Raw genomic sequence first — 14,426 nt, 5'->3', positions numbered from 1 at the left:
CGGAGAGAGTACCGGTAGTGATGACACAGCACTCGTCGAAGTATCTGCATCAGCAGCAGCGCGATCTGATTCGCCAGCTTTCCCGCCGCTGGCTGTGGCGCAGCGAATTACCCACCTGGCTATTAATTATTGCGGTCTACAGCGGCTGGTTTATGACCCTGATCTACTGGCAGACGCTGGGGCTTTTCCCGGCGACCGTGCTGCTCATCTGGTTTACCGCCTGGTACATGTCGTTGCAGCATGAGCTGATCCACGGCCACCCGACGCCCTGGCGGTGGTGTAATCAGCTGCTGGGCACGCTACCGCTGGCGGTGTGGTATCCCTACGGGCTTTATCGCGATTCGCATCTGGCGCACCACAATAACGACCGGCTGACGCTGCCGGTGGATGACCCCGAATCCTACTATTTTAGCGCCGAAAGCTGGCGCCGTTTCTCGCCCTGGCAGCGTAAAGTGATACATCTGCGCAATACGTTTTTCGGCCGTCTGCTGCTGGCCCCGCTGCTGGATATTGTGCAAACGCTCGCCAGCGCGGCGAACGCCTTTCGCTATCGCCAGGGGAAAGCGATGATCATGTGGCTGGTTCACGGCGGATTGCTGGCCGCACTCCTGACGTGGATGGCACGCTGTGATTTTTCGCCGCTCTATTTCGTGGTGGTCATCAGCTACCCGGCGCTGGCGCTGACCAAAATTCGCTCCTTCCTCGAGCATCGGGCCGCTGACGACCCGCTGGCGCGCTCGGTCATCAATGAAGCCGGGCTGCTGTGGCGGCTGCTGTTTCTGAACCTGAACTACCACTCCGTGCATCATGATCTGCCCGGCGTACCGTGGTACGGTCTGAGAAAACTCTATCTGCTGGAGCGGGAGCGCTACCAGCAGCGTAATCACGGGTTCGTGGTGCGCGGCTATGGTGAGTGGCTGCGCGCCTTTTTCTTCAGCGCGGTGGCGGTGAACGCCCATCCGGGGATCGGGAAAGCCTCCCGGGCAGGAGAGCAGGCGGGAGAAAGTGATGAGTCATAGCGTGAATTTGCCGATGTACGCGCTTCACCCGCCGGAGAACCAGGCGTTAGAAGCCGCGGTGCGGGAGCTGTTGCTCGCCCGAGGCATTGCCGTGAGTTCACCATCGTCGCCGCCGGCGGACTTACTTTCGCACTGGCGTCAGCCGGATCTGCTGCTGAGCCAGACCTGCGGCTACCCGCTGGCGACGCTGCTGCCGGAGGTTCAGACGGTGGGCTGTTTTCACTATTCGGCGCCCGGCTGCGCAGGGATTGATTACCGCAGCCTGCTGGTGGCCCGTAAGGCGGATAACGCGCGGCCGCTCGCCGATTTCCGTGGGCGGCGGGCGATCTGCAATTCGCCCGATTCGCAGTCAGGTTATAACGTCTTACTGAAAATGGTGGCTCCGCTCGCCCACGAGGGGCGCTTTTTTTCCGGGGTCAATTTCAGCGGCAGCCACCGACAGTCGCTGCTCGGCTTACAGCAGGGGGCGGGCGATATTGCCGCCATCGACTGCGTTAGCTGGGCGCTGCTGGCGCGCCATGAACCTGCGGTACTGGAGGGGTTGTGTGTTATCGGCCAGACGCCGTCGGCGCCAGGGCTGCCGCTGATTACCGGCCCGCAAACGACAGCGCAAACCCTGGCCGGTTTGCGATCGGCGCTGCGGCAGTTGGTCAGCGATGCGCAATATCGGGAGCGCTGTGACGCGCAGTTTATCTGTGGTTTCAGCCCGGTGACCCGGGAGCCCTATTCCAGACTGCTGGCGTGGCGCGAAGAGGCGCGACAACTGGGCGTGACGCAACTTTGACAGACCGGAGAAGGTTGACCTCCTCCGGTCAAGGCGTCGCGTAGGTTGCCGCCTGCTAGCGGGCAAAGCGGTTATCGGCCTTCGGCAAGCCCAGTTTTTCCCGCAGCGTACCCGGCGGATAGCTCTTTTTCATGGCACCGCTGCGCTGAAGAATCGGCACCACCTGCTCGACAAAACGGTCAAAATCGCCAGGCAATAGCGGGAACATCAAGTTAAATCCATCGGCAGCGCCGGCGCGCCAGATCTCGATAAGCCCGTTGGCGACCTCTTCTGCGCTGCCAATCAGCAGCCAGCTATCGGAGCTTTGCAGCAGTAAGCGCCCCAGTTCCAGTATGGTCAGCGCCGGGTCGTAGTCGCGGATCAGCCGCAGCGCGGTGCGAATGCCGTCAAACGTCTCTTCATCCGGCAGCGGCGGCAGCGGTTGGTCGATAGCGCAGGTCGAGAGGTCCATACGCAGGTAGGAAGAGAGCAGGTCGATGGCCATTCGATCGCTCATCAACCGGTTGTTGAGCTGCTGACGGGCCTCCTTTTCGCCACTGGAGTTCACCACCACCGGCAGCACGCCGGCGATGATTTTGAAGTGTGCCGGGTCGCGTCCCTTCGCCAGTAGCCGCTGGTTCATCTCCTGGCGATAGCGCAGCCCCTCTGCAACGGATTTAATAAACACGAAGTGCATATCTGACCAGGTTGCCGCCAGCTCTTTCCCTGCCTCCGACGATCCGGCCTGTACCAGCAGCGGATGGCCCTGCGGCGGGCGCGGCACGTTCAGCGGTCCGCGAACGTTAAAGAATTCGCCGTGATGGTCGAGGTGATGGACTTTCTGTTTGTCGGCAAACAGACCGCTCGCTTTGTCGTACAGGACGGCATCCTCTTCCCAGGAGTCCCAAAGCCGGGTGACGACATCAATAAATTCACCGGCGCGCTGATAGCGGTTGTCGTGCCGGGGCAGCTGCCGGAGGCCGAAATTGGCCGCCTCTTCCTCCAGCCACGAGGTGACGATATTCCAGCTTGCCCGGCCATTACTCAGGAAATCGAGCGAGGCAAAGTAGCGTGCAAGGTTGTAGGGTTCGTTATACGACGTCGACGCCGTCCCCATCAGGCCAATATGCTCGGTGACGGCCGCCAGCGCGGCTAGCAGGGTGATGGGTTCCAGCCGGGCGTTGGCGTAGTGGGTCAGACCGCTGGGCACCGTATCCCAGATAGCAATATGATCGGCAATAAAAATGGCATCAAGCGTGGCCGCCTCGGCTTTCCTGGCCAGTTCGGCATAATAACTAAGGGTAAAAATTTCTTTTCCCGGCGCCTGCGGGTGACGCCAGGAGAAGCGATAATCGCCCTGGGGATTGAAGAAGAACAGATTCAGAATCATCGGGTTTTTAGACATCGTCGCGCTCATTTGGCTGATGGCCACTCCCTGGCCGGATGATTAAGGGGTCGTCAGGTTGGCATTAACCCATTGTTCGGCCACGGCCGCCGGGTCCTTATGCTGAAGATCCACCTGCTGGTTCAGCGCAATCAGCGCCGCATTGTCGAGTCTGGCGGAGACCGCATTGAGCACGCTGCTGACGTTCGCCGACAGGCTGGCTTTGCGCACCAGCGGCACGACGTTCTGGCTGGGTTGTTCGTGCTTATCGTCGGCTAAGACCACCCAATCCTCTTTGGCCAGATTGCCCTGGGTAGAGACCACCGTGGCGACGTCGATTTTGCCGGAGTTCAGCGCCAGACGAGTCAGCGGCCCGCCCATATCCAGCGATTTCACCGCCTTAAACTCAAGTCCGTAGACGCGCTTGAGCCCCGGTAAGCCGAGCGCGCGCACCGCCAGCTCCGGCGGCCCGCCGATGGTCAGTTGATGGGCGATAGGTTGAAGATCGGACAGTTTCGTCAACTGGTATTTCTTTGCCGTGTCCGCGCGTACCGCCCAGGCGGTAATCGACGTGGCCGGGGAGGGGTCAAGCAGCGTGAAATCGGCGGGCAATACTTTCGCCAGCTCGGCGCTCACGTCGCTCTGGCGCGTAGCCAGGGTTTTCCCGTCATAATAGTTAAGCAGGGCGCCAAGATATTCCGGCACAATATCGATCTCGCCGCTCTTTAGCGCCGGCAGAATAATCTCGCGGTTGCCGAGATTAAGCCGGGTTTTGACCTCGATATTCTTTTTCTTTAGCGCGCTGGCGTAAATATTGGCGAGAATAGAGCTCTCCGTAAAATTGGCTCCGCCGATAGTTACGCTTTCTGCCAGCACACTAAAACTCAAGCTGAATAATCCGGCGGCGAGGAGAGATAAACGGAACCGTCGGGCGTTAACAGGGAACCCCAATATATGCTTCATAGTGCCTCTTTATATGCAGATGATTTATGGTTGTTGTTTAATACTCTGGTGCGATGGCGGTATGACTCCATTTCCGGCTACAGTAGCTGAACAGCAGTTCACTGCCGATAGCCAGTAGCGAGACTACCAGCGACCCGGCAATAACCTGTGGAATATCGCGCTGACCAAGACCGTCGATCAGGAAGCGCCCCAGACCGCCCAGGCCGGCGTAGGCGGCGACCACGGCGGTGGCGATCAGCTGTACCAGCGCGGTGCGCAGTCCGGCGATAATCAGCGGCGCCGCCAGCGGGATACGCAGTTGCCACAGGCTTTGCCATGGCGTCATTCCCAGCGCGGTGGCGGCGTCGCAAAGCGGGCGATCGGCATGATAAATACCGACCCAGGTATTGGTCAGCACGGGGGGAATCGACATGGCCACCAGCGCGGCAAAAACCGGCACATCATTAAAACCAAATAAAATAATGCATAGCAAAATAAGCCCTAATGAGGGAATGGCGCGGCCAATATTAAACAGATTAATAATAAGGAAGGCGCCTTTCCGCCAGTAGCCGAGGGCAATACCCAGCGGCAAAGCGATGGCCGATGAGCAAGCGATGCTGATCAGCACATAATAAATATGCTCGCGCAGGCGCAGTAAAATACCCGCATCGCCGAACCAGTGTTCGGGTTGTGAAAACCAGCGGACGGTGGCCAGTAATATATCCATTAGCGTGCCCAGGGCGTAAGCCAATAGCCAACGTGGGCGATCAGCGAGTCCAGTAAAAACGACAGCACGAGGCTTAATGCCAGGCTGACAACAATGGGAGTGAGAAAATCCTGATTAAAGCCCGCCAGCAGCAATTGCCCCAGACCGCCCTGGCCAATCAGCGCGGTGACGGTGACCAGCCCCACCAGCGTCACGGAGGCAATCCGCAGACCGGCAAACAGAGAGGGCACCAGCAGAGGTAACTCAATATCCATAAACCGGTAGTGGCGCGTGTAGCCGAGCGCGCGCGCCGACTCCAGCACGGCGGCGGGCAGTTTTTCGATTCCGGCGATAACGTTACGCAGCAGGATCAACAGTGAATAGATGGTTAAGCCGATGACCGAGGTTGTCAGCGACAGGCCGGTAAAGGGCAGTAACAGAATAAATAACGCCAACGACGGGATAGTAAAGATGACCCCGCAAAGATAAATCAAAGGCTGAGCGGTGGCGGGCCAGCGTAGCGTTACGACCAGCAGCGCGCCCGTTAACAGCGTGCCAAAAAACAGCGAGATGCAGACCAGCTGCGTATGTTGCCACAGCAGTTCGCCAATCAGGATTTTGTTGTCAACCATCCACTGCCAGTCAATCATAGCGGCGAATTTCCACGTGGCCATCCAGCACATGCTGGAGCAGGGCATGAGAAATGGTGCCCTGATATTGACCATTGCTGTCCACGTGCACCAGCACGCCCCCCGGCGCATCCAGCAGCGCGCTATAGGCAAAACGCAGCGTATTCAGGGCCTGCAGCGGCTGAACAATCGGCAGCGTGACGCGTTTATCCGGGTCGAACCAGTGGACGGGACGGCGTTCTTTATCCAGCACCAGCCGCAGCGGGCTGGTGACCGTCGGATGCGCGGTGGCTATCGGGGATAAACCTTCGTCAACCAGCGTGACATCATGTCGCGGTAGCTGGCCGACCTGAATCATCCCCAGCCGTTTCAGGTTGGGTTCGGGACCGATAAAGCGTTGGACAAACTCGCTCGCCGGGTGCGCCAGAATCCGGTCCGGCGTATCACACTGCGCCAGCACGCCCCCCTCCTGGAAGATGGCGATCTTATCTCCCAGCCGTATGGCCTCATTGATGTCATGCGTCACCAGCACGATGGTCTTATGCAGGCGCTGCTGAATAAGCAATAGCTCATCCTGCAGACGCTCGCGGACCACCGGGTCAATGGCGGCGAAGGGTTCGTCCATCAGCAGAATCGGCGGATCGGCGGCTAACGCCCGGGCAATGGCGACGCGTCCCTGCTGCCCGCCGGAGAGCTGATGCGGGTAGCGCGCCAGCAGATGACGGTCTAGCGACATTAAGTCCACCAGTTCATCGATGCGGGCGCGAATTTGCGCTTTACGCCAGCCCAGCAGGCGAGGGACCGTGGCGATATTTTGCGCCACGGTACGATGGGGAAACAGCGCGGCGCTTTGCATGACAAAGCCAATTTTACGCCGCACCTGAATGATATCGGCCTGCGCGATGTTAACGCCCTGGACATAAACGCTGCCGGCGTCCGGTTTATCGAGTTGATTAATCATGCGCAGGATTGTGGTTTTGCCGCATCCGCTGGGGCCGACAAACGTGCAGAATTCACCGTTATTAATCATCAGGTTAAGGCCGCGTATTGCCGCATGCGCGCTGCCGGGATAGGTCTTATGAATGTTTTCTAATCTGATCATGGGGAATTGTAGCACTCTGAATTTATTGAGAATTTATGGCTTTTACGGCGGCACGAATAAAATACAAATTACAGAGCGGCTATGGGGAGGGCAAATACGTTATTCGCAATTGCATAGTTGGAATCTGTTCAATTCTGTCCCACCAGAACGCAGTTTTTATCTGGCCCGGCCGCACAGGGCGCGTTTTTGTTCTGCAGGCGTGGCGAAAACGACGATTCTGCTGCCGTTTGGCGCGATGAAAGGGGGAGGCGCAGAATATTGATTTCAGAATTTGTGATGTATGGCACAAACGTCTATGGATGAAAGTTTTTGTCGTATGAAAAGTTACATTTGATTTTAATCAAGAAATTACGTGCTAAAAATTATGAAAAATGCAGAGTTAAAATTGTATGCAAAATGCTAATGCGTTGTGTCTGTTATTTTGCGCAATAATGAATGAAAGATACTTTTACAAACAACCAGGGGCGAAAAGTGTGACCCCATACGATTTTTAAAAAAAGAAAAACCTGATTTCTCATTATATTTTATTTTTTACGCTAACAGTTGCATAACAATATCGCTGAATAATTGCACGCTGAAGGTTGAAATATCATGTTTAACTTCTTTCAAAATAGCTCAAAAATTAGCCTTTGTTATCCCCATAAAATATTGTTATCCCCACATCTTTTTTTGACGAAAATCATGCAAAAAATCGACATTTAATTAGTAATATATTGATATTATTGATTTTATTTCTATGTTAATTGATCGGGAAAATATCTGTCAGAGGTGTTTGTGAGTGGTCTCACATAACCCTGCGATCGCCATTTGGTACACTTCACCGCGTCGAAAAGATAATTAAAGCAGGTTGATATGAATACGATTCCTCTGCCAAAAACACAGCACCTGGTCGTTTTCCAGGAAGTTATCAGAAGCGGTTCCATCGGCTCGGCAGCAAAAGAATTAGGATTAACTCAGCCCGCAGTGAGTAAGATCATTAATGACATTGAGGCATATTTTGGCACGGAACTGGTGGTGCGTAAAAATACCGGCGTCACCTTGACCAATACCGGTCAGGTGCTGCTGTCCTGGTCGGAATCCATTACCCGTGAAATGAAAAATATGGTCAATGAAATGCACAGCATGACCTGTAACACGGTCGTCGACGTCTCGTTCGGTTTTCCGTCGCTGATTGGCTTCACCTTTATGTCTGACATGATTCACAAGTTCAAGAAAGTGTTTCCTAAAGCCCAGGTATCGATGTACGAAGCGCAGCTCTCCTCGTTCCTGCCGGCCATTCGCGACGGGCGGCTTGATTTCGCCATTGGCACGCTGAGTGATGAAATGAAGCTCCACGATCTGCACGTGGAGCCGCTGTTTGAATCGGAGTTTGTGCTGGTGGCCAGCAAGTCACGAACATGCACCGGCACCACCACGCTGGCGTCGTTGCAGAACGAACAGTGGGTGTTGCCGCAAACCAACATGGGTTACTACAGTGAACTCCTCACCACGCTACAGCGCAGCGGCATCAACAGTGAAAACATCGTTAAAACCGACTCCGTCGTCACAATTTATAATCTTGTTCTCAATGCTGATTTCCTGACAGTTATTCCTTGCGATATGACGACGCCCTTTGGCTCCAACCAGTTTATTACCATCCCGATTACCGAAGCCTTACCCGTTGCCCGCTATGCGGCAATTTGGTCAAAGAATTACCGCATTAAAAATGCCGCTTCGGTATTGGTGGAATTAGCGAAAGAATATTCAGCATCTGGCGGTTGCAGAAAAAGACAATTAATTGAAGTTGATTAGTTAAACAGATTTATTCTTGGTTATAAATTCATATCATCGCGCTGATTATCAGCCGGTGGTACCGGCTAACTATACCCTGAATAATTCAAATCGTAGCGTTGGCGGGAACATAATCCTGCCGGGATAAATACGCTTTGAAACATGACGGGATTATTATTTGATATCCAGTTAAGAGGCTATAATGCACATTACATACGATCTCCCGGTTGCCATTGACGATATCCTCGAAGCAAAGAAAAGACTGGCAGGAAAGATTTATAAAACAGGCATGCCGCGCTCTAATTATTTTAGCGAGCGCTGTAAAGGTGAAATATTCCTCAAGTTTGAGAATATGCAACGCACCGGGTCGTTTAAAATCCGCGGCGCCTTTAACAAACTCAGTTCACTCAACGAAGCTGAAAAGCGCAAGGGCGTGGTGGCATGTTCCGCCGGCAACCATGCGCAAGGGGTTTCGCTCTCCTGCGCCATGCTGGGAATCGACGGCAAAGTGGTGATGCCAAAAGGGGCGCCGAAATCCAAGGTCGCCGCCACCTGTGATTATTCGGCGGAGGTGATCCTCCACGGTGACAACTTCAATGACACCATCGCTAAAGTCAGCGAAATTGTCGAAATGGAAGGTCGCATATTTATTCCTCCGTATGACGATGCCAAAGTTATTGCCGGGCAGGGGACCATTGGTCTGGAAATCATGGAAGATCTTTATGATGTCGATAATGTGATTGTGCCCATCGGCGGCGGTGGTCTGATTGCCGGGATCGCGGTAGCGATTAAATCGATTAACCCGACAATTCGAATTATTGGCGTGCAATCAGAAAATGTCCACGGTATGGCCGCATCTTATTACGCCGGCGCGATTACCAGTCACCGAACGACCGGCACCCTGGCCGATGGCTGCGATGTTTCACGTCCGGGAAATCTCACTTACGAAATCGTTCGCGAACTCGTCGATGATATTTTTCTGGTTAGTGAAGATGAAATCCGTAATAGCATGATCGCATTAATTCAGCGCAATAAAGTTATTACTGAAGGCGCCGGGGCGTTAGCCTGCGCCGCATTATTAAGCGGGAAGTTAGATAGCTATATTCAGAACCGGAAAACCGTCAGCATTATTTCTGGTGGCAATATCGATCTTTCTCGCGTTTCGCAAATTACTGGTTTAGTTGACGCTTAATCTTATGTTGAGGACAGGATATGAGTACTACTGATAGCATTGTATCCAGCGAGACAAGACAGTCATCCTGGCGTAAATCGGACACCACGTGGACCCTGGGATTATTTGGTACGGCCATCGGCGCCGGGGTGCTCTTTTTCCCCATTCGCGCCGGATTTGGCGGTTTAATCCCGATTCTTTTAATGCTGGTTTTAGCCTATCCGATCGCCTTTTATTGCCACCGGGCGCTGGCCCGGCTCTGTCTGTCCGGTTCGAATGCCTCCGGTAACATCACCGAGACGGTGGAAGAGCATTTCGGGAAAACGGGTGGCGTGGTCATCACGCTCCTCTACTTCTTCGCCATTTGCCCGCTGCTGTGGATTTACGGCGTCACCATTACCAACACCTTTATGACCTTCTGGGAAAACCAGCTGCAGATGCCGGCGCTGAACCGCGGCTTTGTGGCGCTGTTCCTGCTGCTGCTGATGGCGTTTGTCATCTGGTTCGGTAAGGATCTGATGGTTAAAGTGATGAGCTTCCTGGTCTTTCCGTTCATCGCCAGCCTGGTGCTGATTTCCCTGTCGCTGATTCCCTACTGGAACTCTGCGGTTATCGATCAGGTGAACCTCAGTGATATCGCCTTAACCGGGCACGATGGCATCCTCGTGACCGTGTGGCTGGGGATTTCTATCATGGTTTTCTCCTTTAACTTTTCGCCGATTGTCTCCTCGTTTGTGGTCTCTAAGCGGGAAGAGTATGAAAAGGATTACGGCCGCGATTTTACCGAGCGCAAATGTTCGCAGATTATCTCCCGCGCCAGTATGTTGATGGTAGCGGTGGTGATGTTCTTCGCCTTCAGCTGCCTGTTCACGCTGTCGCCGGAAAACATGGCGGATGCGAAAGCGCAGAACATTCCGGTGCTCTCTTACCTGGCGAACCACTTTGCCTCCATGTCCGGCAGCAAATCGACCTTTGCAACGGTACTGGAGTACGGCGCATCGATTATCGCCCTGGTGGCTATTTTCAAATCGTTCTTCGGCCACTATCTCGGTACCCTCGAAGGGCTGAACGGACTGGTTCTCAAGTTCGGCTATAAAGGTGATAAAACCAAAGTTTCTACCCGCAAGCTCAACACCATCAGCATGGTCTTTATTATGGGTTCCACCTGGGTGGTGGCGTATGCCAACCCAAATATCCTCGACCTGATTGAAGCGATGGGCGCGCCAATTATTGCCTCACTATTGTGTCTGTTACCGATGTATGCCATCCGTAAAGCGCCGTCGCTGGCGAAATATCGCGGCCGGCTGGATAACGTGTTCGTCACCGCGGTGGGTTTACTGACCATTCTGAATATCGTCTACAAACTGTTTTAATTCAGCTCAGGATCAACGGAGTGATGAAATGAATGAATTCCCGGTAGTACTGGTCATTAACTGTGGATCGTCTTCTATTAAATTTTCAGTCCTTGATGCAAGCAGCTGTGATGTTTTAATGGCGGGAATTGCCGACGGGATTAATTCTGAAAACGCTTTTTTATCTATCAACGACGGAGAGCCAGTTAAGCTGGCTCAGCGTAACTACGAGGGCGCCTTAAAGGCCATTGCCTTTGAACTGGAAAAACGGTCGTTAATCGACAGCGTGGCCTTAATTGGCCACCGTATTGCCCACGGCGGAAATATATTTACGCAGTCCGTGGTGATTACCGAGGAGGTGATTGACAATATCCGTCGGGTGTCGCCATTAGCGCCGTTGCATAATTACGCCAATCTTAGCGGCATTGCCTCAGCGCAACAGCTCTTTCCGGGGGTCAGGCAGGTGGCGGTGTTTGATACCAGCTTCCACCAGACGCTGGCGCCAGAGGCCTATCTCTATGGGCTGCCGTGGAAGTATTTTGAGGAGCTCGGCGTGCGCCGCTACGGTTTTCACGGCACCTCGCATCGCTATGTCGCTCAGCGGGCGCAGACCTTGCTGGCGCTGCCGGAAGCGGATTCCGGGTTGGTTATCGCCCACCTGGGCAACGGTGCCTCTATCTGCGCCGTGCGCAACGGGCAGAGCGTGGATACCTCAATGGGGATGACGCCGCTGGAAGGGCTCATGATGGGCACCCGCTGTGGCGATGTCGACTTCGGCGCCATGGCATGGATCGCCTGCGAAACCAACCAGACCCTCAGCGACCTTGAGCGGGTGGTGAATAAGGAGTCCGGGCTGCTTGGCATTTCCGGCCTCTCTTCCGATCTGCGGGTGCTGGAGAAGGCCTGGCACGCCGGTCATGAGCGCGCCCGGCTGGCGATTAAAACCTTTGTCCATCGGATTGCCCGCCATATTGCCGGTCATGCCGCATCGCTACATCGTCTCGACGGAATTATTTTTACCGGCGGTATCGGTGAGAACTCGTTATTAATTCGTCGCCTGGTGATTGAACATCTGGCGGTACTGGGGGTCACCCTCGATCCTGACATGAATAGCCTGCCCAATTCCCACGGTGAAAGAATTATTTCCACCGACTCCGCCCGGGTTATTTGCGCGGTTATCCCGACCAATGAAGAGAAAATGATTGCCCTCGATGCGATTCACTTAGGGAAAATTAACGCACAAGTGGAATTTGCATAATTTATTTTTTTTGTCCTGCAGAGAGACTATTTTTCATGAAGGTAGATATCGATACCAGCGATATGCTGTATGCCGAAGCGTGGCAAGGTTTTAAAGGGACGGACTGGCAAGCAGAAATTAATGTCCGTGATTTTATTCAGCACAACTATACGCCATATGAAGGGGACGAATCCTTTCTTGCCGAGGCCACGCCGGCAACCACCGCACTGTGGGAAAAAGTGATGGCGGGAATACATATTGAAAATGCGACCCACGCCCCGGTCGATTTCGATACCAATATAGCCACCTCGATTACCGCGCATGCTGCCGGTTATATTGAACAGGAACTGGAAAAGATCGTTGGGCTGCAAACGGAGCAACCGCTGAAGCGCGCGCTGCATCCGTTCGGCGGCATCAACATGATCAAAAGTTCTTTCGATGCCTACGGTCGTGAAATGGATCCGCACTTTGAATATCTGTTTACCGACGTGCGCAAAACGCACAATCAGGGGGTGTTCGATGCCTATTCGCCGGATATGCTGCGCTGTCGCAAATCCGGCGTGCTGACCGGGCTGCCGGACGGCTACGGCCGCGGGCGCATTATCGGCGACTATCGCCGCGTGGCGCTGTACGGTATTCGTTACCTGGTGCGCGAACGCGAGCTGCAGTTTGCCGATCTGCAGTCCAGCCTGGAGTACGGGCAGAATCTGGAAGCGACGATTCGCCTGCGCGAAGAGCTGGCAGAACACCGCCGCGCGCTGCTGCAAATGCAGGAGATGGCGGCGAAGTACGGCTGCGATATCTCTCGCCCGGCGTGCAATGCCCAGGAAGCGGTACAGTGGGTCTATTTTGCCTATCTGGCGGCGGTCAAATCGCAAAACGGCGGCGCCATGTCGCTGGGCCGCACCGCCACTTTCCTCGATATCTACATTGAGCGCGACTTCAACAGCGGGCGCTTAACCGAGCGGCAGGCTCAGGAGCTGATCGACCACTTCATTATGAAGATCCGCATGGTGCGTTTCCTGCGCACGCCGGAATTCGACACGCTCTTCTCCGGCGACCCTATCTGGGCGACCGAAGTGATCGGTGGCATGGGGCTGGACGGGCGGACGCTGGTGACCAAAAACGCCTATCGCTATCTGCATACGCTGCATACCATGGGGCCGGCCCCGGAACCAAACCTCACCGTACTCTGGTCAGAAGCGTTGCCGATCGCCTTCAAAAAATATGCGGCTCAGGTTTCCATCGTCACCTCCTCATTACAGTATGAAAACGATGACTTAATGCGGGTCGATTTTAACAGCGACGACTACGCCATTGCCTGCTGCGTCAGTCCGATGATTATCGGCAAGCAGATGCAGTTCTTCGGCGCGCGCGCCAATCTGGCGAAAACCCTGCTGTACGCGATTAACGGCGGCGTGGATGAGAAGCTGAAAATTCAGGTCGGGCCGAAAACGGCGCCGCTGATGGATGAGGTGCTTGACTATGACACGGTGATGAACAGCCTCGATCACTTTATGGACTGGCTGGCGGTGCAGTACATCAGCGCGCTCAACATCATCCACTATATGCACGACAAGTACAGCTATGAAGCTTCGCTGATGGCGCTGCATGACCGCGACGTGTATCGCACCATGGCCTGCGGCATCGCCGGGCTGTCGGTGGCGACCGATTCGTTGTCGGCTATCAAGTACGCGAAGGTAAAACCGGTCCGCGACCATACCGGGCTGGCGGTTGATTTTGTCATCGAAGGCGACTATCCGCAGTATGGCAACAACGATCAGCGGGTCGACAGTATCGCCTGCGATCTGGTCGAACGCTTTATGAAGAAGATTAAAGTGCTGCCGACCTACCGCAACGCTGTCCCAACCCAGTCGATTCTGACCATCACCTCCAACGTGGTCTATGGGCAGAAAACGGGCAATACCCCGGACGGTCGCCGGGCCGGTACGCCGTTCGCGCCGGGGGCGAACCCGATGCACGGTCGCGATCGCAAAGGGGCGGTGGCGTCATTAACCTCCGTCGCTAAGCTGCCGTTCACCTACGCCAAAGACGGTATCTCCTACACCTTCTCTATTGTCCCCGCCGCGCTGGGCAAAGAGGAAACCACGCGCAAAACCAACCTGGTGGGGCTGCTGGACGGCTACTTCCACCACGAAGCGCACGTTGAGGGCGGACAGCACCTGAACGTCAACGTCATGAACCGGGATATGCTGCTCGATGCCATCGAACACCCGGAAAACTACCCGAACCTGACGATTCGCGTCTCCGGTTACGCCGTGCGCTTCAATGCGCTGACCCGCGAACAGCAGCAGGACGTCATTTCACGCACCTTTACCCAGGCGCTGTAG

12 protein-coding genes are annotated in these 14,426 nt (G+C 54.7%); 7 read left to right on the top strand and 5 right to left on the bottom strand.

Annotation, left to right across the window (positions count from 1 at the left end; all coding sequences use genetic code 11):
• Positions 1-20 precede the first annotated feature (20 nt).
• Both MC50_RS24725 and MC50_RS24720 read left to right on the top strand, forming a co-directional pair.
• A complete protein-coding gene (locus tag MC50_RS24725) occupies positions 21-1,019 on the top strand; it encodes a fatty acid desaturase (RefSeq protein ID WP_047665186.1) in 999 nt (332 codons plus the stop codon).
• On the top strand, positions 1,009-1,803 hold the full coding sequence (locus MC50_RS24720; RefSeq protein ID WP_047665184.1) for a phosphate/phosphite/phosphonate ABC transporter substrate-binding protein: 795 nt from the start codon (positions 1,009-1,011) through the stop codon (positions 1,801-1,803). The genes MC50_RS24725 and MC50_RS24720 overlap by 11 nt, the downstream gene beginning before the upstream one ends.
• A 55-nt stretch (positions 1,804-1,858) precedes the next feature.
• On the opposite strand, the gene MC50_RS24715 is transcribed toward MC50_RS24720, so the two are convergent.
• From MC50_RS24715 to MC50_RS24695, 5 genes are read right to left on the bottom strand one after another with little or no spacing between them, the layout of a single operon-like run.
• Positions 1,859-3,187: an LLM class flavin-dependent oxidoreductase gene (locus MC50_RS24715; RefSeq protein ID WP_047665672.1), complete on the bottom strand. Its 1,329-nt coding sequence runs from the start codon at positions 3,185-3,187 to the stop codon at positions 1,859-1,861.
• Between the two features lie 42 nt (positions 3,188-3,229).
• Positions 3,230-4,129: an ABC transporter substrate-binding protein gene (locus tag MC50_RS24710; protein WP_032695244.1), complete on the bottom strand. Its 900-nt coding sequence runs from the start codon at positions 4,127-4,129 to the stop codon at positions 3,230-3,232.
• A gap of 37 nt (positions 4,130-4,166) precedes the next feature.
• Positions 4,167-4,835, bottom strand: a complete 669-nt coding sequence (locus MC50_RS24705) for an ABC transporter permease (RefSeq protein ID WP_047665182.1) — start codon at positions 4,833-4,835, stop codon at positions 4,167-4,169.
• A complete protein-coding gene (locus MC50_RS24700; protein ID WP_032687046.1) occupies positions 4,835-5,464 on the bottom strand; it encodes an ABC transporter permease in 630 nt (209 codons plus the stop codon). The genes MC50_RS24705 and MC50_RS24700 overlap by 1 nt, the downstream gene beginning before the upstream one ends.
• Positions 5,457-6,545: an ABC transporter ATP-binding protein gene (locus MC50_RS24695; protein WP_032687047.1), complete on the bottom strand. Its 1,089-nt coding sequence runs from the start codon at positions 6,543-6,545 to the stop codon at positions 5,457-5,459. The genes MC50_RS24700 and MC50_RS24695 overlap by 8 nt, the downstream gene beginning before the upstream one ends.
• Before the next feature lie 852 nt (positions 6,546-7,397).
• On the opposite strand from MC50_RS24695, the gene tdcA reads away from it, so the two are divergent.
• The 5 genes from tdcA (at position 7,398) to pflB (ending at position 14,426) form a co-directional block, all read left to right on the top strand.
• A complete protein-coding gene (gene tdcA / locus MC50_RS24690) occupies positions 7,398-8,336 on the top strand; it encodes a transcriptional regulator TdcA (protein WP_032695243.1) in 939 nt (312 codons plus the stop codon).
• A gap of 181 nt (positions 8,337-8,517) precedes the next feature.
• A complete protein-coding gene (gene tdcB / locus MC50_RS24685; RefSeq protein ID WP_047665179.1) occupies positions 8,518-9,507 on the top strand; it encodes a bifunctional threonine ammonia-lyase/L-serine ammonia-lyase TdcB in 990 nt (329 codons plus the stop codon).
• A 20-nt stretch (positions 9,508-9,527) separates the two neighbouring features.
• On the top strand, positions 9,528-10,859 hold the full coding sequence (tdcC, locus tag MC50_RS24680; protein WP_032687050.1) for a threonine/serine transporter TdcC: 1,332 nt from the start codon (positions 9,528-9,530) through the stop codon (positions 10,857-10,859).
• Positions 10,860-10,887: 28 nt separating this feature from the next.
• Entirely contained in the window at positions 10,888-12,096 is a 1,209-nt protein-coding gene (gene tdcD / locus MC50_RS24675; protein WP_032687051.1) for a propionate kinase, read from the top strand.
• Positions 12,097-12,131: 35 nt separating this feature from the next.
• Positions 12,132-14,426, top strand: a complete 2,295-nt coding sequence (gene pflB / locus MC50_RS24670) for a formate C-acetyltransferase (RefSeq protein ID WP_032695242.1) — start codon at positions 12,132-12,134, stop codon at positions 14,424-14,426.

Origin of the sequence: Klebsiella planticola (assembly GCF_000783935.2) — a bacterium.
GTDB lineage: Bacteria > Pseudomonadota > Gammaproteobacteria > Enterobacterales > Enterobacteriaceae > Klebsiella > Klebsiella planticola.
This window is presented reverse-complemented; position numbering and strand designations above follow the sequence as displayed.

Coding starts and splice junctions, on each gene's coding strand:
- MC50_RS24725 (WP_047665186.1), top strand. CDS start 21: ATGACACAGCACTCGTCGAAGTATCTGCATCAGCAGCAGCGCGATCTG.
- MC50_RS24720 (WP_047665184.1), top strand. CDS start 1,009: ATGAGTCATAGCGTGAATTTGCCGATGTACGCGCTTCACCCGCCGGAG.
- MC50_RS24715 (WP_047665672.1), bottom strand. CDS start 3,187: ATGTCTAAAAACCCGATGATTCTGAATCTGTTCTTCTTCAATCCCCAG.
- MC50_RS24710 (WP_032695244.1), bottom strand. CDS start 4,129: ATGAAGCATATATTGGGGTTCCCTGTTAACGCCCGACGGTTCCGTTTA.
- MC50_RS24705 (WP_047665182.1), bottom strand. CDS start 4,835: ATGGATATATTACTGGCCACCGTCCGCTGGTTTTCACAACCCGAACAC.
- MC50_RS24700 (WP_032687046.1), bottom strand. CDS start 5,464: ATGATTGACTGGCAGTGGATGGTTGACAACAAAATCCTGATTGGCGAA.
- MC50_RS24695 (WP_032687047.1), bottom strand. CDS start 6,545: ATGATCAGATTAGAAAACATTCATAAGACCTATCCCGGCAGCGCGCAT.
- tdcA (WP_032695243.1), top strand. CDS start 7,398: ATGAATACGATTCCTCTGCCAAAAACACAGCACCTGGTCGTTTTCCAG.
- tdcB (WP_047665179.1), top strand. CDS start 8,518: ATGCACATTACATACGATCTCCCGGTTGCCATTGACGATATCCTCGAA.
- tdcC (WP_032687050.1), top strand. CDS start 9,528: ATGAGTACTACTGATAGCATTGTATCCAGCGAGACAAGACAGTCATCC.
- tdcD (WP_032687051.1), top strand. CDS start 10,888: ATGAATGAATTCCCGGTAGTACTGGTCATTAACTGTGGATCGTCTTCT.
- pflB (WP_032695242.1), top strand. CDS start 12,132: ATGAAGGTAGATATCGATACCAGCGATATGCTGTATGCCGAAGCGTGG.